The sequence below is a fragment of the uncultured Halovibrio sp. genome (assembly GCF_913056445.1).
Lineage (GTDB): Bacteria > Pseudomonadota > Gammaproteobacteria > Pseudomonadales > Oleiphilaceae > Halospina > Halospina utahensis_B.
Genome location: NZ_CAJXMA010000004.1, coordinates 13,101 through 36,768 on the forward strand (window position 1 = coordinate 13,101; position 23,668 = coordinate 36,768).

General features: G+C 63.2%; 16 protein-coding genes. 4 read left to right on the forward strand and 12 right to left on the reverse strand.

The features are described 5' to 3' along the window. Positions 1-41 precede the first annotated feature (41 nt). Positions 42-866: a hypothetical protein gene (locus tag QZ501_RS01995; protein ID WP_295716760.1), complete on the reverse strand. Its 825-nt coding sequence runs from the start codon at positions 864-866 to the stop codon at positions 42-44. A gap of 27 nt (positions 867-893) precedes the next feature. Between QZ501_RS01995 and QZ501_RS02000 the strand changes: the two genes are divergently transcribed. The 3 genes from QZ501_RS02000 to QZ501_RS02010 all read left to right on the forward strand — a co-directional run bounded on the left by QZ501_RS02000 (position 894) and on the right by QZ501_RS02010 (position 4,894). Continuing rightward, positions 894-1,445 carry a PH domain-containing protein gene (locus tag QZ501_RS02000; RefSeq protein WP_295716762.1) on the forward strand — a complete coding sequence of 184 codons (552 nt, stop codon included), beginning with the start codon at positions 894-896 and terminating at the stop codon, positions 1,443-1,445. Continuing rightward, positions 1,429-2,928, forward strand: coding sequence for a PH domain-containing protein (locus QZ501_RS02005; protein WP_295716764.1), 1,500 nt, complete (start codon positions 1,429-1,431; stop codon positions 2,926-2,928). Before QZ501_RS02000 ends, QZ501_RS02005 begins: the two co-directional genes overlap by 17 nt. Before the next feature lie 67 nt (positions 2,929-2,995). After that, positions 2,996-4,894 carry a hypothetical protein gene (locus QZ501_RS02010; RefSeq protein ID WP_160899287.1) on the forward strand — a complete coding sequence of 633 codons (1,899 nt, stop codon included), beginning with the start codon at positions 2,996-2,998 and terminating at the stop codon, positions 4,892-4,894. A gap of 11 nt (positions 4,895-4,905) precedes the next feature. On the opposite strand, the gene QZ501_RS02015 is transcribed toward QZ501_RS02010, so the two are convergent. Beyond that, positions 4,906-6,150 (reverse strand): saccharopine dehydrogenase NADP-binding domain-containing protein, encoded by a 1,245-nt coding sequence (locus QZ501_RS02015; protein WP_363174390.1) that lies wholly within the window; start codon positions 6,148-6,150, stop codon positions 4,906-4,908. Positions 6,151-6,277: 127 nt separating this feature from the next. On the opposite strand from QZ501_RS02015, the gene QZ501_RS02020 reads away from it, so the two are divergent. Then, entirely contained in the window at positions 6,278-7,243 is a 966-nt protein-coding gene (locus tag QZ501_RS02020; RefSeq protein ID WP_295716767.1) for an alpha/beta fold hydrolase, read from the forward strand. Here QZ501_RS02020 and QZ501_RS02025 read toward each other — a convergent pair. The 10 genes from QZ501_RS02025 to QZ501_RS02070 all read right to left on the reverse strand — a co-directional run bounded on the left by QZ501_RS02025 (position 7,240) and on the right by QZ501_RS02070 (position 23,627). After that, positions 7,240-9,006 (reverse strand): BamA/TamA family outer membrane protein, encoded by a 1,767-nt coding sequence (locus QZ501_RS02025; protein ID WP_295716769.1) that lies wholly within the window; start codon positions 9,004-9,006, stop codon positions 7,240-7,242. The genes QZ501_RS02020 and QZ501_RS02025 overlap by 4 nt on opposite strands. Next, positions 8,954-9,727 (reverse strand): crotonase/enoyl-CoA hydratase family protein, encoded by a 774-nt coding sequence (locus QZ501_RS02030; RefSeq protein ID WP_295716771.1) that lies wholly within the window; start codon positions 9,725-9,727, stop codon positions 8,954-8,956. The genes QZ501_RS02025 and QZ501_RS02030 overlap by 53 nt, the downstream gene beginning before the upstream one ends. A 73-nt stretch (positions 9,728-9,800) precedes the next feature. Next, a complete protein-coding gene (gene radA, locus QZ501_RS02035; RefSeq protein WP_151440390.1) occupies positions 9,801-11,195 on the reverse strand; it encodes a DNA repair protein RadA in 1,395 nt (464 codons plus the stop codon). 20 nt (positions 11,196-11,215) lie between these two features. Then, positions 11,216-12,271 carry a uroporphyrinogen decarboxylase gene (hemE, locus tag QZ501_RS02040; protein WP_160899285.1) on the reverse strand — a complete coding sequence of 352 codons (1,056 nt, stop codon included), beginning with the start codon at positions 12,269-12,271 and terminating at the stop codon, positions 11,216-11,218. Further along, complete coding sequence (locus QZ501_RS02045; RefSeq protein ID WP_095618139.1) at positions 12,271-13,689, reverse strand: FAD-dependent oxidoreductase; 1,419 nt, start codon at positions 13,687-13,689, stop codon at positions 12,271-12,273. The genes hemE and QZ501_RS02045 overlap by 1 nt, the downstream gene beginning before the upstream one ends. Before the next feature lie 48 nt (positions 13,690-13,737). Continuing rightward, on the reverse strand, positions 13,738-18,189 hold the full coding sequence (gene gltB, locus QZ501_RS02050; RefSeq protein ID WP_295716776.1) for a glutamate synthase large subunit: 4,452 nt from the start codon (positions 18,187-18,189) through the stop codon (positions 13,738-13,740). A 173-nt stretch (positions 18,190-18,362) separates the two neighbouring features. Beyond that, entirely contained in the window at positions 18,363-19,811 is a 1,449-nt protein-coding gene (locus tag QZ501_RS02055) for an AAA family ATPase (protein ID WP_295716777.1), read from the reverse strand. Between the two features lie 3 nt (positions 19,812-19,814). Next, on the reverse strand, positions 19,815-20,912 hold the full coding sequence (aroB, locus tag QZ501_RS02060) for a 3-dehydroquinate synthase (RefSeq protein ID WP_295716779.1): 1,098 nt from the start codon (positions 20,910-20,912) through the stop codon (positions 19,815-19,817). Next, positions 20,881-21,438, reverse strand: coding sequence for a shikimate kinase AroK (gene aroK / locus QZ501_RS02065; protein WP_151440395.1), 558 nt, complete (start codon positions 21,436-21,438; stop codon positions 20,881-20,883). Before aroK ends, aroB begins: the two co-directional genes overlap by 32 nt. Positions 21,439-21,542: 104 nt before the next feature. Then, positions 21,543-23,627: a type IV pilus secretin PilQ family protein gene (locus tag QZ501_RS02070; protein ID WP_295716781.1), complete on the reverse strand. Its 2,085-nt coding sequence runs from the start codon at positions 23,625-23,627 to the stop codon at positions 21,543-21,545. Between the last annotated feature and the right edge of the window lie 41 nt (positions 23,628-23,668).

Consider the following 23,668-nt stretch of genomic DNA (forward strand, 5'->3'; position numbering starts at 1 on the left):
ACAGCCGTTTCATGAATGCCCGGTAATCAGTCCAGTATAGATCACCAGTGCAGTCGGACCAGCAGGAACGGCTGATCTCCCAGTGTCTGCCGTATCAGCCGGCCATTTTCCTCCCGGTAGCGCACACGGGTATCCAGGCTCATGCCAGCCCCGAGCCCCACGCCCATCCCCCGGTACAGGGAACTGAAGCGCCGGATCAGGGTCAGTTGCCACTCCTCAAGCCGGATCGTACTCTCAAGCCCGCGCTGGTCGTCCAGAGCTCCCCATTTTTCACCCTGGCGTGCCGCCTTCAGAGACCAGCGCCCGTGCGGGCTTCGCCACCGCACCATCCTCGGGAGGTCAAGCGTCACCTGCCCGTAACCCACGGCAAAGCCACCACGCAGCGCCGGCACCCACTGGAAACGACCAAAGCGATGGTCCCCACGCACCCCGAGCGCCCAGCCTCCGCTGGCAGTCAGGTCACGCCAGAGCCCGAGACGCCCGACCCAGACATCGGAATGGGGTTCCTGATGCTTGAGCACATTGGAAGTCGCATGGATGCCTGCCCTGGCATAAAGCTTCCAGGCGCCGCGCTCTTGCCGGGTCTCCAGCGCCATACGGTGCAGGTGGCCATTGTGGGCGGGCTGGCCGGACCGGATCCGCAGTGGCTGGTAATCCCACACAAAACGCAGCCCATGCCGGTCTCCCACCTGCAGACCGCGAACCGAACGGCTGACGGGCTCCGCGGCCGTCGCGGGGCCCGGCGCGTCGTAATCCCGCCACTGCTGCCATTCCAGAGAACCGTAACCCCAGACTGCGGCCGGAAACATGAAGGTCAGCCCGGCAAGCGCTTGCAACAGTGGGCGCACGCCCCTGATACTCGTCACTCCCATATCCGGCTCCCCTGGATGCCCATGCAGACGTCTTTCTCCAACCATAGCCTGCTCCCCCAACAGCTGCCCAGCATCGAGGAAGCACAGTGGCAGCACCTGGCGCCGGACTATGCGCGCATGGTCCTGCTGAGCGGACTCGCATTCTGGCTGCCGGCCGGGGCCGCCGGGCTGGCGCTCAGCGCCCTGGGTGTCATCCCCCTCAGCGCCATGCTGGTGGCGGCCGCGTGGCTGGTACTGCTGATACCCACCCTGCTCAGCTATCCCGCCGCCAGGGTCAAGCGCTATGCCATCCGCGAGCAGGATGTCCTCTTCCATGAAGGCCTGCTATGGAAAAACACGACCGTCATCCCGCGTAACCGCATCCAGCACATCCAGACCGAGAACGGCCCGCTGGAACGCTGGTTCGGGCTGGTCACTCTCAAGTGCTACGGCGCCGGTGGCCAGCAGGCGGACCTGGTGATTCCGGGACTGCAGGAGACCCTGGGGCAGCAGCTGCGCCAGTACCTGCTTAATCAGGCCGACGATACAGAGAACCCGGAGCACACCGGCGGGGACGATGACGTACAGCAGTGACTGGCACCGGGTCTCGCCCCTGGCCATCATCCATCACGGCCTGACCTTCCTGCGCCAGCTGGTGGGCAGCAATCCGGGCCCACTGCTGGGGCTGGTCGCGGGTACGGTGGCGTTCGCACGCGAATCCCCCCTGATGATCGCCACCACGGCCCTGACACTGGTCCTCCTCGGTGTGGCCATGGCGGTCATGGGCTGGCTCCGGTTCCTCTACCGTGTCCACGACGGCGCCCTCCAGGTGCAACAGGGTGTGTTCACCCGGCACAAGCTGACCCTGGCGTTCGAACGCATACAGAACGTGCGGCTCGAGCGCCCGGTCTACCTCAGGCCTTTCGGGCTCGCTCGGCTGACCATTGAATCCGCGGGCTCCGCCAGCGAAGAGGTGCACCTGCCCGGCATTCCCCTTGCTGAGGCGGAAGGCCTCCGGGATCGCGCCCTGCATGAAACGCCCTCCCGGCAGGCGCCGGAGGCAGAGGTCACCGGTGCCGACTCTCCCGCCAGCCAGGAGCTGCTCAGACGCCGCCCCTCGGACCTGATCATCTACGGCATCAGCAGCCCGGCCATCCTGTGGGGCGGCGCCATTGCAGCCTCGCTGCTGGGCGCACTGACCCGGAACATGGGGGATGCCCGGAACCAGCAGGCCGAGCAGGCCATGAACACGTTGCTTGAGGCCATGCCGGGCTGGCTTCCGGACTTCCTGGTGCTGCCGCTGGCCATACTGCTGTTGCTGTTACTGATGGCCCTCGCCTCGATGACCATGGCACTGCTGCGCTATCAGGGCTACCAGCTGTTCCGGGAGGGCGAACGCTACCGTGTCACCTCCGGGCTGGTGACACGGCGTGAGCAGGGCATCCGCCACCAGCGCATCCAGCATCTGCATATGGCTCAGAGCTTTGTGGCCCGCCTGTTCCGGCGCCACCACCTCAGCTGCCATCCCATTGGCCCCTCACTGCCGGACCAGCCGGATGGCGGCGGTGGCGCTCTCATGGCCCCCTCCCTCACTCCCGTTGAGCAGGCCCGCATCATCGAAGCACTGTACCCGGGCCTGGACTGGGAAAACCTCCGCTTCCAGCAGGTGAGTGCCCGTTTCATGCTGCCACGGTTCGCGTTCTGGGGGCTGCTGGCAGTAATCACTGCTGTCTGGGTGGCGGTGAGTGACGTACCGGCCTGGACTCTGGCCCTCTTCCTGCCGGTACCCCCACTGATCCTGCTCAACTGGCGCCGCCAGGGCTGGTGCCTGCAGGGTGAACGGCTGATCCTGCGCGGCGGTCTTATCGGCTGCCACTACACCCTGTTCGACGCCTATCGGGTACAGACGCTGAGACTGTTCCAGAACCCGCTCCAGCGCCACGCAGGCCTGGCCAACCTGGGCATCAGGCTGGGCTCCGGAGGGTTCCGGATCCCCTTCATCCCCTGGGGGACTGGAGCCCGTCTCATGGACCATCTTCTCTGGCAGGTGGAAACCAGCCGCGCGCCCTGGCTGTAACACCCCACCATGAGCTGTAAGTGCTAGAATTTATGGAAAAGCACCTGCAGATACCGGGTCGGCCAACTTGTTCCAGCTTCTCAACCGCCAGGGTCTCGAGCACAACGACCGGGATGCCGAGGACGACAGTACCACCATCAATCTGGAACGGGTCGGGCGTACGCGCATTGAGGACCTGGTCTCAAGCACCCGCGAGGTCCCCTGGACCCTGACCCTTGCGCAACTCCTGTGGACTGCGGGACCGGTAACCTTCCTCGCATTGCAGGGGGGGTCGCTGCTGGGTTACGGCGAGCCGGTTGAACTCCGTACCTACCTGTTCTTTGCCATCTACGTGTTCATCGCCGCCATCATCGGCGTGGTCGCCCGCATCATGGCAACCACCATCCGTGGCCGGAAACAGGAGACCGTACGGACCAACATCACCCGCACACTGGATATGATCCCCGACCTGATCTTCACCGCCAGGGATCTGCACCTGGGCACCCTGACCAAGCCCGAGCGACAGCGCGACGCCGCCTCGATTCTCCTGCGCAAACAGGATCTGGGGTCAAACACCATCTCCGTTGCGGTCTTTGACCTGACCAATGACAACACCCTTGCCACCATCGCGGAAGAAATCGAGGTCTTCCGGCGCGCCGGTATGTTCAGCCGCATCCGGGACCTCAACCTCCGGTATGAGGAACACATCGAAGCTGCACTGACGCAGCTCAAGGAATATTCGGGCGAGATCGCCGACCTGCTGCGCGAACGCCTCCAGGGTCACGCGCCCAACCAGGACGAGGGCGTGGCCCGTGGCGACCATTTCATCAGCCAGGTCTATGCCGCCGCGCATCAGGAGGACCTGTCCCTGATGACTCTGGAGGACGTCGAAGACATCCTGGGCCTGGCTTTCGAACTGCTCAGCGGACGTGAGATCACCCGCCTGACCCTCGACTACGAGGGCGACTGGCAGCTGGCCAGGGCTCTGGACGAGCTGGAACGCTGGCACAATGCCTATCGGCAGGTTAAGGCCTCGGCCGTGCTCTATCTGCGTGAGCTGGCCTATTTCCTGATTGAGACCCGTCTGACATCGCTGGACCACAGCATTCTGGAGGCCGATACCGATACCCTGTTGCAGGAAACCAGTAACGCGCTGACACGCCTGGTCGGGCGCCTGCGCTGGTCCGGCCGGGATGAACTCGAGACCAACCGCCGCGCCGTGCGCAATCTCCGCATGGCACTGCGCTATGCCAAGCTCACCCGTCAGGCAGTGGGGCGCCTGCAGGACCGCTACGTGCGTTACGTCCGTGCCCTTGAGCGCTGGACACTGCTGCGCGAACGCCTGTTCGAGAACGAAAGCCTGGCACTGCCGGGTGAGGGACTGCGCATCCGCGAAAGCACCATCGCCCTCAATGACGAACAGAAACTGGAGTTCGCCGGCCAGTTCGTACGCTACCTGGACGACCATGGCATTGAACCGGGCAACATGGGGGTGCTGAGGCATGACTCGCCCATGTCACTCCAGCATGCCAAGCACCTGGCCATAAGGGTACTTCTGATCCTGCGGCCGCTGCTCGACCTGGACAACCCCAGTGTCCAGCGCGCACTGGAAAGCAGCCGTGGCGCCTTTCTGGAAGGACTGGAAATGAGCTTCAGTGCGGATGCCAAGGCGGGACTTGGTGCGGCCGTGGTCAAGGAACTTTCGGACAACCTGGGGCCAGCGGCCGAGCTGATTGCCCTGCGCCTGACCAAGCTCTACCGCATGCCCCTGTCACAGAACGTGCGTAATTTTCTGGTGGAGCACTTTGACGCCAATCCCGAACGGCTGCAGTTCATCTCGGACTCGGCACGGGATGACGAACAGGACGAAGCCCCCCCGATTCCCCATGCCCCCGCCATGGTCCACAACTATGAGGAATGGCGGGCGCCGATCGAGGCGGCGGAAGGGCTTCTCGGGCAGCTTCTGAGACAGGTGGAAAGCGGCTGATCAGCCCGCCCTCAGGCCTGATCCTCAAGCAGCTCGAAGGTCATGCCCGAGGCGTTCTGAAGCCGTTCCAGCAGCTGGCCGTCCAGCGCCGTGGCTGGAGTCCAGAAGCCACCCCCGACCTGCTCCCGGTCAACATCCCGGGCAAGGCAGACACCGGCCTGCCCCAGCATTTTCGAGGTCGCGCCATAGCCGGGATCACGATCCCCTGTCACCTTGCCGCGCAGGGTCTCGCCATCCTCGGTTTCGCCAAAGAACCTCAGGTCGAAGAAGCCTTTCTCCCGGGCTTCACGCGAGGGCCCCTGACCGGGCTTTGGCACCGCGAAGCGCTCCAGCAGCCAGCGGGTCGGCGCAATGGAAGCCCCCAGCATGAAGCCCCCCATGAAACCGGTCATCCCCCAGCCGGTGGCGCGCCCCTTGAGGCCCCTGCCCACCAGCACGGCCTCGTCATAGTGGAAGTCACTGCCGTAGGCCTTGCCGGAAAGCGCATTGGAACGATGCACCACCCGGGTGTTGATCGCCGCCATCACGAAAGGCGCGGTCCAGGCCTGGAAATCCGGATCATACTCGGCTTTCTTCACGGTGTGCTGGCGCGCTGTGAAGCCATGGTTCGGCGGGCAGATGGAGTAGGGGTTGGCGAGCTCCCGGCGCAGTTCCGGATTGGAGGACGCCTCCTTCACCACATTCAGAAGACTGGCGACAGTACCGCCGGAAAGCTCTCCCTTGGCCGCCTTCACCCGCATACTCACCCGGGTCAGCGGCTTGCCGAAACGCGCCTGCGCCTGCTCCTGCATGAACCAGACCCCCATGTCCGAGGGAATGGAATCAAAGCCACAGCAATTGACGATGCGCGCTCCCGAGTTCCGGGCCGTGTCCTCATACTTCTGGATCATCTGGCGCAGCCACTGGACCTCGCCGGTCAGGTCACAGTAGTCGGTACCACTCTCGGCACAGATCCGGACCAGAGGCTCACCGTAGAGTGCATAGGGCCCGACGGTGGAGATGACCACACGCGTGCCGTCACACATGGACTGGAGTGCTGCCTCGTCCGAGGCATCCGCCACGATCACGGGCAGATCCACCGCCATGGAGCCCAGCTCCGAGCGCAGCGCTTCCAGCTTCTGCTCGGAACGTCCCGCGATCGCCCAGGTCAGATCCTCGCCCACACCAAAGGTATGCAGCAGGTATTCAGCCAGGATGCGCCCCACAAAACTGGTGGCACCGAAGACAACAACGTCGTATCCGTTCTGGTTCATCATGGTTTCCCTCTGCGGTTCCACTAAAGCCGTTGAATGGCAACTGCCGTGATGATACGCACGCAGAACGCTGGATGACAGCTGGGGGAGCCGCTATTCTGGATCCTTTTTCAGGGAACGGGAGATCCAGATGGAAAAATGCGCCCTGCGTATCATCACCCTGCTGCTGTCCATGCTGCTGGCAGGGTGTTCCAGCATGCAGCAATCCATCCACGATGCGGCCATCAACTACGAAACCAGCGCCGCCGGCCTTGAATCACAGGAGCTGACGTTCGAGTACGGCGAGCTCAGCATCCTGCGCACGCCGGAGCTGCGCGAAAACCGCCAGACCCTGATACTGGTTCACGGCTTCGGCGCCAACAAGGAAAACTGGCTGAAGCTGGCCCAACAGCTGGAGGGTGAGTACAACATTGTCTCCCCTGACCTCCCCGGCCATGGCGACAGCGTCCAGGATCCCGGACTTGCCTATGGTATTCCCCGCCAGGCGCAGCGACTGATGCAGCTTCTGGACCGCCTGGACATCGAGCATGCCCACCTGGCCGGCAACTCCATGGGAGGCGCCATCGTCGCCGTAGCCGCAGCGGAATACCCGGCTCGGGTTACCAGCCTTTCGCTTCTCAATAACGCAGGCATCCATGAACACCCGGCGGAACTGGACAGGCGCCTGGCCAGGGGAGAGAACCCGCTGGTTCTGAACGATCCGTCCGACTACGACGAACTGATGGCCTTCGCCATGAACGAGCCCCCTTTTATCCCCTGGCCGATAAGCTCCGTAATGGCCCGTGAAGCCTACCGCAACCGTGACATCAACCGGAAAATCTTCGAGGACATGGAGGCGGACCGGGAGATGGATTTCCGGGCCATTCTGGCGCGCATCCAGGCTCCAACACTGGTTCTCTGGGGCGCTGATGACCGCATCATTGATGCCGCCAACGCGCCCCTGGTGGCGGAAGCGATTCCGGACAGTCGCCTGGAGATCCTTGAGGGCATCGCGCATATGCCCATGATCGAGGCGCCCGGGAAAACCGCCGAACTGATGCGGGCGCTGATCAGCGGGACAGCCGATCGCATCGAGCATCAGGCCGGAATGAACTAGAACCGGGTACGCCCCCTTAACAGCACCTGCATCTGGTCGATGCTGTTGTCTCCATCCAGCGGGAATGCAAAGTCCAGGTGCAGCATCCGCTGCACCTCGATCCGGCTGGAGGCCAGTCGGAACCCGAATCCCACGTCCTTCAGGACACCATCGTCCGGGCCATTGTGACGCCCGTCATCAAACCATGCCCGCCCTACATCCGTGAACAACACACCGCCCATACGGAAGAGACTGAGCGGATGCCAATCCGGGAAATAACGCCGCTCCAGCGTCCAGAGCGCACGCCGGTTGCCCTGCTGGTACTCACTGGGGTAACCCCGCAGGCCATTGTCGCCACCGATCAGCAGCTGCTGGTCCGCGGTGAGGTTGCGTGCCGCCGTGAATGACAGATTGGTATACCAGCTGTTCCAGCGCACCGTTCCCCCATGGAAATAGTCCAGGCTGAACGTGCCCTGGAGGTTCTCGACACGGCTCTCATCCAGCCGATAGGTGCCACTCTGGCTGAGCGTATATCGGGCATAGCGGGTGTCGCTGGCCAGAAGGGCATCGCTGAACGACATATTCAGTACCACCCGATCCTCGGTGGCCCCCAGCCCGGGCGATGAATAGCCCAGCTCCGTGCGCCACACAAAACCATCGCGGACGTCCTCCACCCGCTGCAGCCGGGTCAGGTTCACCATCTCCCGGAAGCGATTCTGTCGGTAATCGAAACCAATCCACGGGTAACTCAGGGTCCGGTCCTCCGGCAGTATATCCAGGGCCGGTTCATCCGGAAGACGCTCAAATGCGAAAGCTTCATAGCGATACCCCCCGAGCAGCCGCAGCTGGCGGTCGCCGCGTTCCGCCAGCCGCCAGCCCCAGTCCACACTGGCGTACTCACGACTGCGGCGGTAATCGGCGATGGCCTCTGCCCCCACAAAGCGCGACTCCTCCCGCACGTCGTCCACGCCCTGGAGCCCCACACGCCATCCCGACTGCTCACTATAGAAGGGGCGTTCCAGGTAGGCGCTGCGCCCACGCCCGTCACTGCGCTGGTCATAGGAGAAGCCGCTCTGCCAGTGGGAACCGAGCACGTTGGGATCATCGAAATCGAGGCTGGTTTCGGTGCGATCCGGATCACTGGTGTAGGAAACGCCCAGGCTCTTGCCGGAGCCCAGGAAATTGGGATCGGAGAGGCCGGCATTCGTCGTGTTCTCGCCCCCGGAACGGGACGCACCGAAACTGGGCAGCAGCGTCCAGGTATCCCGGGCCAGGACGCTTACCTCCACCTTATCGCCACAGACACGGGTGACGCCCACCCAGGCGGCCGTCAGGTATTCGCGCTGACGCAGGATCCGTTCGGATTCAGCAAGCAGGCCCGGCTCATAACTGTCGCCCTGATCAAAGACCAGCTGAGCCCGCAGGGCCGACTTCCAGGTAGGGGTGTTGAGGGCATTCAAAGCCCGGTAAAGGGCATTGTCCTGCTCTGGCTCACTGGTATCGAAAATAGGGCGGCGAACGATGCGGATTCGGCCTACACGGCTCCCGTCCGGAATAACCAGGTCACTCTGCCGGGCCAGTTGATCACGCGGCTGATCAAGGTCAATGGCTTCGGGCTGGACACTGCTGGCTAGACAGTTGCCGTCGCCACCCGCCTGAGCCAGAGCCTGGACACTGACCAGGGCGGCGCCCAGACCGAAAAGGACGCGCTTCAGGAGGCGGATTCCAGCTTCACTCCGCCCCACCATGACGCCCCTGGCCATCACGAAAACGGGCAGCGCCACTTACCGTCTCACCTGAGGACAGGGTGCGCTGTCCATGCGTGAATTCATTGGCAATCGCCTCCGTCTCGCACATTCCCCACTGCTCCAGAGCGCTGAGCCGGTCTTCCCGGAGACAGATCCAGGGATGCCCTGCCAGTTGACGCGCGAGCTCCACGGCGCGCGCGATTGCCTGGCCCGTTGGCACCAGCCGGTTGACGAGCCCCATCCGCTGCCCCTCATCCGCCGCTACGTCCCTGCCGGTGAGGATCATGTCCATGGCATGACTCTGCCCAATCAATCGGGGAAGACGCACTGTGCCACCATCAATCAACGGCACCCCAAAGCGGCGACAGAAAACGCCAAATACCGCGGTTTCATCCGCTACCCGGAGATCACACCAAGCGGCCAGCTCCAGGCCACCGGCCACACAGTAGCCACTCACCGCAGCAATGACGGGCTTGGTCAAACGCATGCGAGTAGGGCCCATGGGGCCATCGCCTTCGGGAGACAGGCGGTTACGGCCGTCGCCGCTGGCCACCGCCTTCAGGTCGGCCCCGGCGCAGAAATGCTCTCCAGCACCGGAGAGGACGGCCACCCTGGCCTGTTCGTCTTTTTCGAAGGCACGGAATGCGTCAGCCAGCGCATCCGCAGTGGGGCCATCCACAGCGTTCCGGACATGAGGACGTTCAATGCGGATCAGGTGGAGGGCTCCGTCCTTCTCAACGGTCACGGTTCGGGTCATGGGACGGAACTCCGGATGCTGAATTCGGTACGCAGGGTGTACCGCCCAACTATAGCGTCCGTTCCCGCAGGCGTCAGTGGGGAAAGAAACCATTCAGGGCGTCAAGCACCTCGGAGAGCCGGTTCACGCCAGTCACCTGCATGCCTTCGGGCGGGCGTTTCGGCACATTGGCCGAAGGCACCAGCGCCTTGCCGAAGCCGTGCTTGGCCGCCTCCAGAATGCGTTCCTGGCCGCTGGGAACAGGCCGGATCTCACCGGAGAGGCCCACTTCGCCGAAGATGACCAGGTCCCTGGGCAGGGGCCGGTCCCGGAAAGAGGAAATGATAGCGGAGAGCAACGCCAGGTCCGCCGTGGTCTCGGCTACCTTGACGCCACCGACCACATTCACGAAGACATCCTGGTCGCCGCAGTGGAGGCCGCCATGACGATGCAGCACCGCCAGCAGCATGGCCAGCCGGTTCTGGTCCAGCCCCACCGCCACGCGGCGGGGGTAGCCCCCCTGGCTGTCGTCCACCAGGGCCTGGATCTCCACAAGGAGCGGGCGCGTGCCCTCCCAGACCACCATCACCACACTGCCGGGGGCCGCCTCCGAACCCCGGTTCAGGAAGATCGCGCTGGGGTTGCGCACCTCGCGCAGTCCCTGCTCCAGCATGGCGAAAACGCCCAGCTCATTCACGGCACCGAAGCGGTTCTTGATGCCCCGCAGGGTGCGGTAACGGCTGTCGCTGTCGCCCTCCAGCATCAGTGAAGCATCAATCATGTGCTCCAGGACCTTGGGGCCAGCCAGTCCACCGTCCTTGGTCACGTGCCCCACGAGGAAGAGCACCACGCCGCTCTGCTTGGCAAAACGGGTCAGCGTGGCCGCGCTCTCGCGCACCTGGGAAACGGAACCGGGCGCGGACTCCACGTCCGCCACGTGCATCACCTGGATGCTGTCGACCACCATGATCGTCGGCTTTTCTTCGCCGGCCACCTCCAGCATGCGCTCCACACCGGTTTCCGACAGCATGCGCACGCCGCTGGCACTCAGCTCCAGACGCTTGGCACGCAGTGCCACCTGCTGCAGGGACTCCTCGCCGGTGACGTAGAGAACAGACTGGGAGCGGGCCAGTTCGCACAGCACCTGGAGCAGGAGTGTGCTCTTGCCGGCCCCGGGATGACCGCCCAGAAGCACGGCGGAACCGGCTACAAGTCCGCCACCGAGCACGCGGTCGAACTCGGTGATACCGGTTGGAATGCGCGGCTCCTCGGTGAGATCGATGTCGTCAAGGGACTGGATCGCGGCGCGCTGGCCGGTATAGCCGGCAAATCGGCTCTCACGTGCCTCCCCGGCAGTATCGCCCCCGAGGCGGACTTCCGAGAGGGTGTTCCAGGCACCGCAGGCGCCACACTGGCCCTGCCACTTGCTGTATTCGGCGCCGCAGTCACCGCAGACGTAGGCGGTGCGGGCCTTGCTGCGCTTACTCATCCCTGCCGCCTCCGTGGCATTCAGCGGGCGCTGAACTCATGCACTGCGTCGACCATGACCTTTGCCTTGTCCGGGTCCACATCCAGGTGCACACCATGCCCCAGATTGAAGACATGACCGGAACCGGTGCCGTATTCACCCAGGATCCGCTCCACCTCGCTGCGGATCACATCATCGGGCGCGTACAGCGTGGAGGGATCCAGGTTGCCCTGCAGAGCGACCTGATCACCCACACGCTGCCGGGCTTCGCCGATGTGGGTCGTCCAGTCCAGCCCCAGGCAGTCCGCGCCACAGCCGGCCATGGTCTCGAGCCATTGACCGCCATTCTTGGTGAAGACAATCACGGGCACCTGACGGCCATCATTTTCACGGATCAGGCCATCAATAATGCGCTGCATGTAATCCAGCGAGAATGCCCGGTACGCCTGGGGGCTGAGCGCCCCGCCCCAGGTGTCAAAGATCTGCACCACCTGGGCGCCGGCCCGGATCTGGGCGTTGAGATAGTCGGTCACCGCATCCGCCAGCTTGCCCAGCAGCCCATGCAGGACCTCCGGGCTTTCCATCATCAGCCGCTTGATGCCCCGGAAATCCTTGCTGGAACCGCCTTCCACCATATAGGTGGCCAGCGTCCAGGGGCTGCCGGCAAAACCGATCAGCGGAACGCGGCCGTTGAGCTCGCGGCGGATCGTGGATACCGCGTTCATCACGTAACCCAGGTCGCGCTCCGCATTCAGCTCTGGCAGTGCCGCCACATCCTCGGCCGTCGTGACGGTCTTACGGAAGCGCGGGCCCTCGCCGGTGACGAAGTGCAGTCCCAGGTCCATGGCATCCGGAATGGTGAGGATGTCGGAGAAGAGGATGGCCGCGTCCAGATCGAAGCGCTCAAGCGGCTGGAGAGTGACCTCACAGGCCAGGCTGTCGTCCTGGCACAGGGCCATGAAACTGCCCGCCTGCTCGCGCACCCGGCGGTATTCAGGCAGGTAACGCCCGGCCTGGCGCATCATCCAGACCGGGGTGGCATCCACAGGCTCGCCGGCGATGGCGCGTAATAGCCTGTCGTTTTGGAGTGGGGTCATTAAATATCCAGATAGTCCATGATGCCGTCGGCGGCCTTGCGCCCCTCGGCCACGGCCGTAACGACCAGGTCCGAGCCGCGCACCATGTCGCCGCCGGCAAAGATTTTGGGGTTTGACGTCTGGTACGGGTACTGGCTTGTTTCCGGAGCCATAACCCGGCCACCATCGTCGGTTTCCACGTTCTGATCGTCAAACCAGTCCGAGGGGCTGGGCCGGAAGCCGAACGCCACCAGGACGGCGTCCGCGGGAATCACTTCCTCGCTGCCCGGCACCGCCTCGGGGCGGCGGCGACCGTTCTCATCCGGATCACCCAGCTGGGTCTGAACCACCTTCACACCTTCCACCCGGTCTTCGCCGATAATGGCGATGGGCTGGCGGTTGAACTTGAACTGCACCCCCTCTTCCTTCGCGTTGTAGACCTCCTTGCGCGACCCCGGCATGTTGGCCTCGTCACGCCGATAGGCACAGGTGACGCTGGCAGCCTGCTGGCGGATGGCGGTGCGGTTGCAGTCCATGGCGGTATCGCCACCCCCGAGCACGACCACGCGCTGGCCCTTCATGTTGATGAAGCGCCCGTCTTCGCTGTCGAAGCCGAGGCGGCGGTTCACGTTGGAGACCAGGTACGGCAGGGCTTCATAGACACCCGGCAATTCCTCGCCCGGGAAGCCGCCCTTCATATAGGTGTAGGTGCCCATGCCCATGAAGACAGCATCGTACTCTTTAAGCATGTCCTCAATGGCCACGTCCGTGCCCACATCCACTCCCAGGCGGAACTCGATACCCATGCCTTCGAACACTTCCCGGCGCGTGCGCATCACGTGCTTTTCCAGCTTGAACTCGGGAATGCCAAAGGTCAGTAGGCCCCCGATCTCAGGATAGCGGTCATAGACCACCGGTTTCACACCATTACGCGCCAGCACGTCCGCACAGGAGAGCCCGGCAGGGCCGGCCCCGATAACGGCCACCCGGTAGTCCGTCCACTCGACCTTTGACAGGTCCGGGCGCCAGCCCAGGGCGAAAGCGGTGTCCGTGATGTATTTCTCCACGGAGCCGATGGTCACGGCCCCAAAGCCATCATTGAGGGTGCAGGCCCCTTCGCAGAGCCGGTCCTGGGGGCAGACACGGCCACAGACCTCGGGCAGCGAGTTGGTCTGGTGGCACAGTTCGGCAGCCTTGAGGATATTGCCTTCGGACACCAGCTGCAGCCAGTTCGGGATGTAGTTGTGAACCGGGCACTTCCACTCGCAGTAAGGGTTCCCACAGTGCAGGCACCGGTGGGACTGTGAGGCCGCCTCCTGCTTACGGAACGGCTTGTAGATCTCGCCGAATTCCTCGCGGCGGGTGGTCACCGCTACCTTCTCCGGGTCGCAGCGCCCGACCTCAATGAACTGGAAGTTGTTGTTCAGTCGTTCAGCCATGAATCGTCCTCAACTCAGAATTCCTGAAAACCGGGTACGTGCCCGCCGTTACTCGGGCCGGGCACGGGTGCTTTCGAGCAGCCCCTTGAGACTGGCGGCCTTGGGCTTGACCAGCCAGAAGGCGCCAATGTACTCGTCCAGGTTTTCAAGGATATGCTGGCCCCAGGCACTTCCCGTGGCCTCGACGTGTTCGCGTATCACCCCACGCAGATGGTTCCGGTACGGCTCCATGTGCTCGCTGGAGATGCGGTGGATCTCCACCAGTTCATGGTTGTACTTGTCCACGAAGGTCCGGCTCTCATCGAGCACATAGGCGAAACCACCGGTCATGCCGGCGCCGAAGTTCTGGCCGGTCTCGCCCAGGACCGTGATCAGGCCACCGGTCATATACTCGCAGCAGTGATCCCCGGCGCCCTCGACCACCGCGTGGGTGCCGGAGTTGCGCACGCCGAAACGCTCCCCGGCCATGCCGGCCGCGAACAGCCAGCCACCGGTTGCACCATAGAGGCAGGTGTTACCAATGATGGCCGTCTTCTGGGTCTCGAAACGGCTGGTCGCCGGCTGCCGGATGCGGATGCTGCCTCCGGTCATCCCCTTGCCCACGTAGTCGTTGGCATCCCCTTCCAGGTTCAGATGCAGACCGCCCGGGTTCCAGACACCGAAGCTCTGACCGGCCGAACCGGTGAGATTGACGGTAATGGGCGCATCCGTCATGCCCTGACTGCCGTGCACAGCCGCGATCTCACCCGCCACGCGCGCGGCGATCGAACGATCACAGTTGGTGATGCGGTACTCGAAGGTGCCACCCCGCTTCTCCTGGATGGTCGGCAGCATGTCAGCCACCATGCGTTCCGCCATCTCACCCGGATCGAAGGGCGTGTTCTTCTCGACCATGCAGTGCTGGGGCTTGTCCGCCGGGATGTGGCTGTTGTCCAGGATCCGTGTGAGATCCAGATTGCGCTGGCGCGGGGTCTCCCCGGGCAGCAGCTCCAGCAGGTCCGTACGGCCCACCAGCTCCTCAAGGGTGCGCACACCGAGCAGAGCCATCCATTCCCGGGTTTCCTGGGCAATGAACCGGAACAGGTTCATGACCATGTCCACCGTGCCCTGGAAGTGCTCGGAGCGCAGGCGCTCATCCTGGGTCGCGACGCCGGTGGCACAGTTGTTGAGGTGGCAGATCCGGAGGTACTTGCAGCCAACTGCCACCATGGGCAGCGTACCGAAACCAAAGCTCTCCGCCCCCAGAATGGCGCCCTTGACCACGTCCAGGCCGGTCTTGAGGCCGCCGTCGGTCTGCAGGCGCACCTTGTCGCGCAGGTCGTTCGCCCGCAGGGCCTGCTGGGCTTCACTCAGCCCCAGTTCCCAGGGGGATCCGGCATAGTGGATGGAGGTCAGCGGGCTGGCCGCCGTGCCACCGTCATAGCCGGCTATGGTGATCAGGTCCGCGTAGGCCTTGGCCACACCCGCAGCCACTGTGCCCACGCCGGGCTCGGAGACGAGCTTCACCGAGACCAGTGCCTTCGGATTGACCTGCTTGAGATCGAAAATCAGCTGCGCCAGATCCTCGATGGAGTAGATGTCGTGGTGTGGCGGCGGCGAGATCAGCGTTACGCCGGGAACGGCGAAGCGCAGGCGTGCGATCAGCTCGTTCACCTTGCCGCCCGGCAGCTGCCCACCCTCGCCTGGCTTTGCGCCCTGGGCGACCTTGATCTGCATCACGTCCGCCTCGCGCAGGTACTCGGCAGTCACCCCGAAGCGCCCAGAGGCCACCTGCTTGATCTTGGAACGCTTCTCCGTGCCGTAGCGGGCCGGGTCTTCCCCGCCCTCACCCGAGTTGGAGCGCCCTCCCAGGCGGTTCATTGCCACGGCCAGGGCTTCATGCGCCTCGGGCGACAGCGCGCCCAGGGACATGGCGGCCGTGTCGAACCGGGTATAGAGATTGTCCGCCGGCTCCACTTCGTCCAGCGACACCGGCTGGATGTCCTTGCGGAACACCATCAGGTCACGCAACGTCGCGACCGGCCGGTTATTCACCAGCCCGGCATACTCCTGATAACGCCCGTAATCGCCGGTGGTGACCGCTTCCTGAATGGTACGGATCACGTCCGGATTGTAGGCATGGTACTCCTGGCCATGCATGTACTTGAGGAAACCGCCCGGCGGGATCGGCTTGCGCGACTTCCAGGCCAGATCGGAAAGCACCTCCTGATCCTGCTGGAAGTCGTAGAAGGTGGCCCCCTGAATGCGGCTGGTCACGCCGTTAAAGCACAGGTTCACCACCTCACCAGAAAGCCCCACGGCCTCGAACAGCTGCGCGCCCCGGTAGGACACAATGGTGGAGATCCCCATCTTGGAGAGGATCTTCATCAGACCCTTGTTGATGCCGCGCCGGTAATTGTTCTTGGCATCGATGGGGTCCATCATCAGCTCGCCGCTGGTGACCAGGTCGTTGAGCACCTGGTACGCCAGATACGGGTAGACGGCGGTCGCGCCAAAACCGAACAGCACGGCAAAGTGGTGGGAGTCACGGGCCCAGCCGGTCTCGATGATCAGGTTGGCATCACTGCGCAGGCCCTGGGCCACCAGGTGATGGTGTACAGCACCCGTAGCCATCATGGCGTTGATCGGCAGCTCGCCCTTCTGGAGCCCCTTGTCGCTGAGAATCAGCAGCACCTTACCGTTGCGCACGGCCTCGGCGGCCTCCTCGCGCACGGCTTCCAGGGCCTTCTTCAGCCCCAGCTCCGGACGATAGCTCAGCCGTATACGCTGGACCTCAAAACCGGGCCGGTCATTCTCTTCGAGCCGGGCGAACTTGGCGGGCGACAGAACCGGCGTGGAGAGGATGATCCGGTTGGCATGCTCCGGCGTCTCCTCGAACACGTTGCGTTCAGCGCCGATGCAGGTCTCCAGGGACATGACGATGGACTCACGCAGCGGGTCGATCGCCGGGTTGGTCACCTGGGCGAACTGCTGGCGGAAGTAGTCCGCCACATGGCGGACCCGGCTGGAGAGCACCGCCATGGGCGTATCATCCCCCATGGAACCCACCGCCTCCTGGCCACTTTCACCCAGCGGACGCAGGACCTGGTCACGCTCCTCAAAGGAGACCATGAACATCTTCTGGTAGACCTTGAGATCATCCTCTTCCATGAGCTCAAAGGACTGACCACTCTCGTGCAGCAGAGTCGACTCCACCCTGAGGGCGTTCTCGCGCAGCCACTGCTTGTAGGGACGTGCATTCCTGAGGCGCTCGTTGACATCCTCGGTCCTCAGCAGCTCACCGGCCTGGGTATCGATGGCAAGCAGCTGCCCGGGCCCGATCCGGCCCTTGGCGACCACCGAAGCGGGGTCATAGTCCCAGACACCGATTTCCGAGGCCACGGTGATCAGACCATCGTCGGTCTCCACCCAGCGCGAGGGACGCAGGCCGTTACGGTCGAGCATGCAGACGGCGTAGCGGCCATCCGCCATGACCATCCCCGCCGGACCGTCCCAGGGCTCCATGTGCATGGAGTTGTATTCGTAGAAGGCGCGCAGGCCGGCGTCCATGCTGTCCACGTTCTGCCAGGCCGGCGGCACCATCATGCGCAGCGCCCGGAAGATGTCCATGCCTCCGGCCAGCAGCAATTCCAGCATGTTGTCCATCGCGGAGGAGTCCGACCCGGTACGGTTAACCAGCGGCTGCAGCTCTTCCAGATCCGGCAGATTGGGACTGCTGAACTTAGAGCCCCGTGCAACCGCCCAGTTGCGGTTGCCTTCGATGGTATTGATCTCCCCATTGTGGGCCAGCAGGCGGAATGGCTGGGCCAGGGGCCACCGGGGCGCGGTATTGGTGGAGAAGCGCTGGTGGAAAACACACACAGCAGTGGCCATGTCCGGATCGCCCAGATCCGGGTAGAAGGTCGGCAGATCCACCGGCATCATCAGGCCCTTGTAGGACAGCGTGCGGTTGGAGAGACTGCAGACGTAGAATTCCGGGTCATCCTCAAGGTCAATCTCGGCACGGCGGCGACCGACGAAAAGCGCCACACCCAGCCGATCCGGGTCCACGGACCCTGAAGTCACAAAGACCTGCTCAATACCAGGCAGCGCATCCAGTGCCATCTGCCCCAGGCATTCCGTGTTGGTCGGCACGGTACGCCAGCCGACGACATTCAGTCCTTCGCCCGCCAGCCGCTCCTCAACCACGGAGCGTGCCCGGGCGGCACGCTCCGGGTCACGGCTCAGAAAGATCTGACCCACACCATAGTCAGCCCCCAGGTCTGCCCCGAGATCCTGCTTCGCGACCTTGCGCAGGAAGGCGTCCGGAAGGTTCAGCAGCAGACCGCATCCATCCCCTGTCTTCCCGTCGGCGGCGATACCGCCACGGTGGGTCATGCAGGTCAGCGCGTCTATGGCCGTATTCAGGAGCCTGTGGCTGGCCTCACCCTGCTTGTGGGCGATCAGGCCAAACCCGCAGTTATCCCTGTATTCACCGGGCTGGTACAAACCTGTCATCATAGCAGTCTCTCTTGGAGATTTTCTTCTAATACAAAGGCTTAAACAATACCTCAAGGCATCTTTAAGCCCTCGGTTTTCACAAAAGGGCTGCGTAGTCTACACGCGCGCGAAAATCCGCTCAAATCATTGAGTCTGGAAAAAGATAGCAAGGCAGGTTTTTATAGCTTTTAAGCCTATAGATCCTCGTAAGCCCGTGGCCAGGGACCCATGGCCCGAACCCGCTCCGGCAGGGAATCAATGGCCTCGCGGGCTGCCCCCCGATCCGGATAGGTGCCATGCACCACAATGAACCATGGCTCACCCTGATGCCGCGTCCGGGTATAGACCGCATCGCCCACATCGTACTCTTCCATGAATTCTAGGGCAGTGGATTCGTTGAAACTACCCAGAAGTTGAAGGGTAAACGCACCCCTGGCCTGTTCCCGATACCACTGTGCCTCGCGGAAGCGGTCAGGGTTGCGGGGGCTGAACCCCTCCTTTCCGCCCTGCCCGTCTGTGTCAGCCACAGCTTCCGCATCGGCCGAATCCGTATCCGGCTCCGGCCCAGGTTCGGTTTCCGGGCTGGTTTCCCGAACCGGGACCATGATGGGTGCCACATCCAGAAGCGGCTCACGCCTGATACGGCCTTCACTGACCCCTTTCGGCTGCCCAGCCTGCTCCGTTTCCGCAATAACCTCGCGGGCGCGTTTGACTTCATCAAACGCCGCTTCCGTGGCCATTTCCTTCTCTGTCACGGGTTCCGGATTCCCTCCGCCACCGTACTGGAGCGACACCAGGATAACGCTGACCCCGAGCGCCAGAAGCGCAACACCGGCCCAGAGGCGCCACGGAAACCGGCGCGGCCCAGCGACCGGCGACCGGCTCGAGGCAGCATGACGGGGGTTGGGCTCCGGAGCCCCCCGGCCACTGAGAATCCCTGGCGCCACCGTCCGTATGGCGCGGAGGTTACCGCCGCTCTGCTGCTGAACCCGGCGAACGACGCTGTCGGTTAGCAGCGGCGTGGCATCCTCTCCCACGTGATCGAAGCTGGCGTGAATGAAGTGGCGGACGTCCTCTTCCTGCAGAGGCGGCAGAACCGCTTCATGAACAATGGCACTACGGGCCGGATCAGTCAGAGGGAAACGGCGGGTCAGACCCTCCGTTCCCGCAAGCACAGGGACAGCTGCCCGCCCTGTGTCACTGGCGGCGAAACCATCGACCAGTGCCTCAAGGACGTCGTCTCCCAGAGCATCCGCATCGTCCAGCACCAGGACCCAGCGCCGATCCCGCTCAGCCTGCCCGACACTCCACTGAAAGAAGGCCCTGGCCGCTTCTGTCGGCGCCATACCCACCAGTGCCTGACCGCTGAGGCGCGAGAGCATGCCGGGCAGCGATGAGGCATCCGAGAGGCCTTCCGCCCGCAGCCGCTGGACGGAAAGGAGGTGGGAGGCATTACGGGCGAGCTCGGCCAGAAGACGGCTCTTGCCGGCACCCGGCTCACCGGTGACAGCAAGCACCATATCTCCGAACGCAACCAGATGCCCCAGGGTATCCAGCTGGTGCTGGCGCTGTGCCCCGGTGAAGAAGAAGCCCGGGCTTTCGGCGAAGGGGTCCGCCGTGCCCTGACCCACCTGCTCACTCATCGTTCAGTCCAGTGGATGACAGAAGTGATTGAGGGTGGCCTCGAAGGCCTCGGGGTCGAAGTCCTCGGTCACGAAGGCATCACCAAGCGCCCGGAGCAGGACCAGCCTTACCCGGCCACTGACGTTTTTCTTGTCCACCTGCATCAGGGCCCGGAAGTGCACCGGCGACATTCCCTCCGGCGGGTTCACGGGCAGCCGCGCACGGATCAGCAGCTGACGCACGCGCACCGAATCGTTGTAGTTCAGGTAGCCCAGACGCTCGGAAAGATCCGTGGCCATCATCATGCCAGCGGCTACCGCCTCACCATGAAGCCAGTCGCTGTAGCCGGTGTGTGTCTCGATGGCATGACCGAAGGTATGCCCGAGATTGAGCAATGCCCGCACACCGGCTTCACGCTCGTCCTCGGCCACAATGGCGGCCTTGCATTCACAGGAGCGGCGGATGGCTTCCTTGAGTGGCTCCGGCTGCATGGCCATCAGGTGATCCATGTGCTCCTCAAGCCAGGAAAGGAAGTGTTCATCCCGGATGAGGCCGTACTTGATGACCTCGGCCATGCCCGCAGCCATCTCCGTGGGCGGCAAAGAGCCCAGCGTCAGCGGATCGGCCACCACAATGCGTGGCTGATGGAAGGCCCCGATCATATTCTTGCCCTGGGGATGGTTGATGCCGGTCTTGCCACCAACGGAAGCATCCACCTGGGCGAGCAGCGTGGTCGGGATCTGGATGAAGTCCACACCCCGTTGCCAGGTGGCGGCGGCAAAGCCGGTGATATCGCCGATCACCCCACCGCCAAGCGCCACAAGGGTGGTCCGGCGCGTGTGCTGTTTGTCGATCAGCACATCAAAGATGCGGTTAAGCGTCTCCCAGGTCTTGTAGCGCTCGCCATCCGGCAGGATCACCTCATCCACCCGACACCCCGGGAAGCTGGCACGGGCCTGTTCCAGATAGAGCGGCGCGACCGTCTCATTCGAGACGATCAGCACCTGCTCCCCCGTCACCCATGGACTGAGATCAATGCGTCCAAGGCTGCCTTCCTCGATCACAATGGGGTAGCGGCGCTCTCCCAGTTCAACGTTCAGATGATCCTGCTTCGGTTGCATGCGCATGTCCTTCCGATTCATCGAGAACCCGCGAGAGGTGGCGTACCAGGTGACGGGGACCGCGCTGGCTGCTTTCGACGGTCAGGTCCGCAATCTCCTGGTAGAGCGGATCCCGTTCCTCGAACAGCCGTTCCAGCACCGCCCGCGGGTCAGGGTTCTGCAGCAGTGGCCGGTTGCGGTCCATACGCGTCCGCTCGTACTGGAGATCCGGCGTGACACGCAGATAGATCACATAACCATCCGTCATCCGCTGCCGGTTCTCCGGCCGCAGCACGGCACCGCCGCCTGTTGCCAGCACAATACCAGATTCATTGAGAAGCTCATCAATCACCCGGCTTTCCCGGTCTCGGAATCCGGATTCCCCTTCCATGTCGAAGATCCAGGGGATGTCCGCACCGGTACGCGCCTCCAGTTCCCGGTCGGTATCAAGGAAACGGTAGCCGAGTGCGCGGGCGAGCTGACGGCCGACGGTGCTCTTGCCCGCCCCCATGGGTCCAACGAGGATGATTCTTTCCGGCAGCGCCATAGCAGAGGATCCGAGCACCCGCTCTCCAGTTCAGTGCCTGAGACTACCACAAAAGAAAAGCCACCCGCAGGTGGCTTTTCCATGACCCGGTGGTGTTCCGGCGGTCAGTCGAGCACATTGCTTTCCATGATCCGCGGTGTCACAAAGATCAACAGCTCAGTTCGGGTATCCACCTCGCTGGTCTGCCGGAACAATGCACCCAGGTAAGGGATATCTCCAAGAAATGGTGTTTTCACAACATTCTTCGAAACCTCGGACTCATAGATTCCCCCAAGCACTACGGTCTCACCATCTCCCACCAGAACCTGTGTCTGGACGGATCTGGTGTTGATGCTTGGAACCCCTGCGGTAACCTGCCCACGGGAGTCCTGATTCACCTCCAGATCCATAATGATGTTGTCATCCGGTGTGATCTGAGGCGTCACATTGAGTCCCAGTGCGGCTTCCTTGAAGGAGACGTTCGTCGCGCCAGAGGATGTCGCCTCCTGATAGGGAATCTCCTCACCGGATTTGATGCTCGCTTCCTGCCGATCCGCAGTTACCACCTTGGGCTGGGATACAATCTCGAGCTGACCGTCAGACTCCAGGGCAGACAGTTCCAGATCCAGCAGAAAATCACTGCTGGTAAAGCCTATCGCCGCCGAACTGGCGCCAGTACCGCTCACACCAAGATCGACGTTCATGTCAGCCGGGAACCCCCCCAGGTTACTCGAGTTCGCACCGGTCAGTGACTCACTGCTTCCGCCGAGACTGAAATTGCCCTCGTTGCCACTCACGCCCCAGGCGATCCCCATGTCACTGGAGACATCAACATCGGCTTGAACAATCCGTGCCTCAATCAGCACCTGACGCACCGGGCGATCCCAGGTCTCAACCAGATCGCGGATCTCTTTCAGCGTGGGCGCTGTCTCACGCACACTGATGGTGTTGGTCCGGTCATCGGAGGAGATGAACCCGCGATCCGAGATCAGTTCGTCGTCCTCGCGCAGCAGGGAGACGATGTCGCCAGCCTTGGCGTAGTTCACCTGGATGGTCTCAAGGCGCACAGGCCGGAGCTCCTCCATCTGGCGCTCGGTTTCCAGCTCCTGGCGCTCATACTCCGCGATCTCCTGGGCTGGGGCGACCAGCAGGACGTTCCCCATCCGACGCTTATCGAGCCCTTTCGTCTGGAGAATGATATCCAGCGCCTGGTCCCACGGCACGTTCTCAAGCCGCAGCGTGATCGAGCCCGTAACCGTGTCCGACGCCACCAGGTTGAGGCCGGTGAAGTCGGCGATCAGCTGCAGCACGGAGCGGACCTCGATGTCCTGGAAGTTCAGCGAGAGCTTCTCGCCATCGTAGGGGAAGCGCTCTTCCTGGCGCTGCTCCGCCTCCTGCTCGGTCAACTTCTCCACGCTGAGAGTGAAGCGGTCATCCGTCTGGTAGGCCGCATAGTCATAGGTGCCGGAAGCGGTCACCTCCACCAGCGTGCGCCCATCCTCGGTGAAGGTATCAATACGCTCCACGGGCGTTCCGAAATCGGTCACATCGAGACGGCGGCGCAGACGCTCCGGCAGAGCCACCTGCCCGAGATCAAGCCGGATCTTGCCCGCCTGCTCATCCATGTCCACGGAGACCCTCGAACTGGACAGATCCAGTACCACCTCGCCCTTGTCGTCCGAGGTGCGATTGAAGTCCACGCCTTCCAGCGAGGCATCCGATGCTGGCGCCATGGGGGCCCCAGCCACCGCCTGGGTGCCGCTGCCCGAGACCTCACTGTCGCCAGCGTCGTCACCGTCTGAATCATTGGATGTCCCGGCCCTCCGGTTTGCATCCGCACCCACAGTCACAACCATACGGCTGCCATCACGCTGCACCTCATGGGGCACCAGGCGTGTGAGGTTGAGTACCAGCCGGGTACGATCTTCCGCCTCAACAACCGTCATGCTCTGTGCATTGCCATCACCAAGATCGTGATAGCGCTGCTCGAGGTCGCTGCTGACACCATCAAGATCCAGCGTGATACGTGCCGGATCCTGGATGGTGTAGCCAGAGGCTTCCGGCGGTTCCCCATCAAAGCCCAGGACGATCTCGGTTCGATCGCCTGACAGCGAGGAAAAGTCCACATTCTCCAGTGTCAGGGCCCCGGCTCCCGCGGACGTGAGCGCCAGTGCACCAATCACCAGCAGTTTCTCGATTTGTTTCAGCATTGCGTGCCTCAGGCGGTTTTTCTGATTCCGTGTTGTGATCT

What these genes read in the sequence shown, in the direction of transcription:
- QZ501_RS02045 (WP_095618139.1), bottom strand. Translation starts at nt 13,689, where the DNA reads ATGGCTGAACGACTGAACAACAACTTCCAGTTCATTGAGGTCGGGCGC.
- QZ501_RS02030 (WP_295716771.1), bottom strand. Translation starts at nt 9,727, where the DNA reads ATGACCCGAACCGTGACCGTTGAGAAGGACGGAGCCCTCCACCTGATC.
- QZ501_RS02015 (WP_363174390.1), bottom strand. Translation starts at nt 6,150, where the DNA reads ATGATGAACCAGAACGGATACGACGTTGTTGTCTTCGGTGCCACCAGT.
- QZ501_RS02020 (WP_295716767.1), top strand. Translation starts at nt 6,278, where the DNA reads ATGGAAAAATGCGCCCTGCGTATCATCACCCTGCTGCTGTCCATGCTG.
- aroK (WP_151440395.1), bottom strand. Translation starts at nt 21,438, where the DNA reads ATGGCGCTGCCGGAAAGAATCATCCTCGTTGGACCCATGGGGGCGGGC.
- QZ501_RS02070 (WP_295716781.1), bottom strand. Translation starts at nt 23,627, where the DNA reads ATGCTGAAACAAATCGAGAAACTGCTGGTGATTGGTGCACTGGCGCTC.
- gltB (WP_295716776.1), bottom strand. Translation starts at nt 18,189, where the DNA reads ATGATGACAGGTTTGTACCAGCCCGGTGAATACAGGGATAACTGCGGG.
- QZ501_RS02055 (WP_295716777.1), bottom strand. Translation starts at nt 19,811, where the DNA reads ATGAGTGAGCAGGTGGGTCAGGGCACGGCGGACCCCTTCGCCGAAAGC.
- hemE (WP_160899285.1), bottom strand. Translation starts at nt 12,271, where the DNA reads ATGACCCCACTCCAAAACGACAGGCTATTACGCGCCATCGCCGGCGAG.
- aroB (WP_295716779.1), bottom strand. Translation starts at nt 20,912, where the DNA reads ATGCAACCGAAGCAGGATCATCTGAACGTTGAACTGGGAGAGCGCCGC.
- radA (WP_151440390.1), bottom strand. Translation starts at nt 11,195, where the DNA reads ATGAGTAAGCGCAGCAAGGCCCGCACCGCCTACGTCTGCGGTGACTGC.
- QZ501_RS02000 (WP_295716762.1), top strand. Translation starts at nt 894, where the DNA reads ATGCAGACGTCTTTCTCCAACCATAGCCTGCTCCCCCAACAGCTGCCC.
- QZ501_RS02005 (WP_295716764.1), top strand. Translation starts at nt 1,429, where the DNA reads ATGACGTACAGCAGTGACTGGCACCGGGTCTCGCCCCTGGCCATCATC.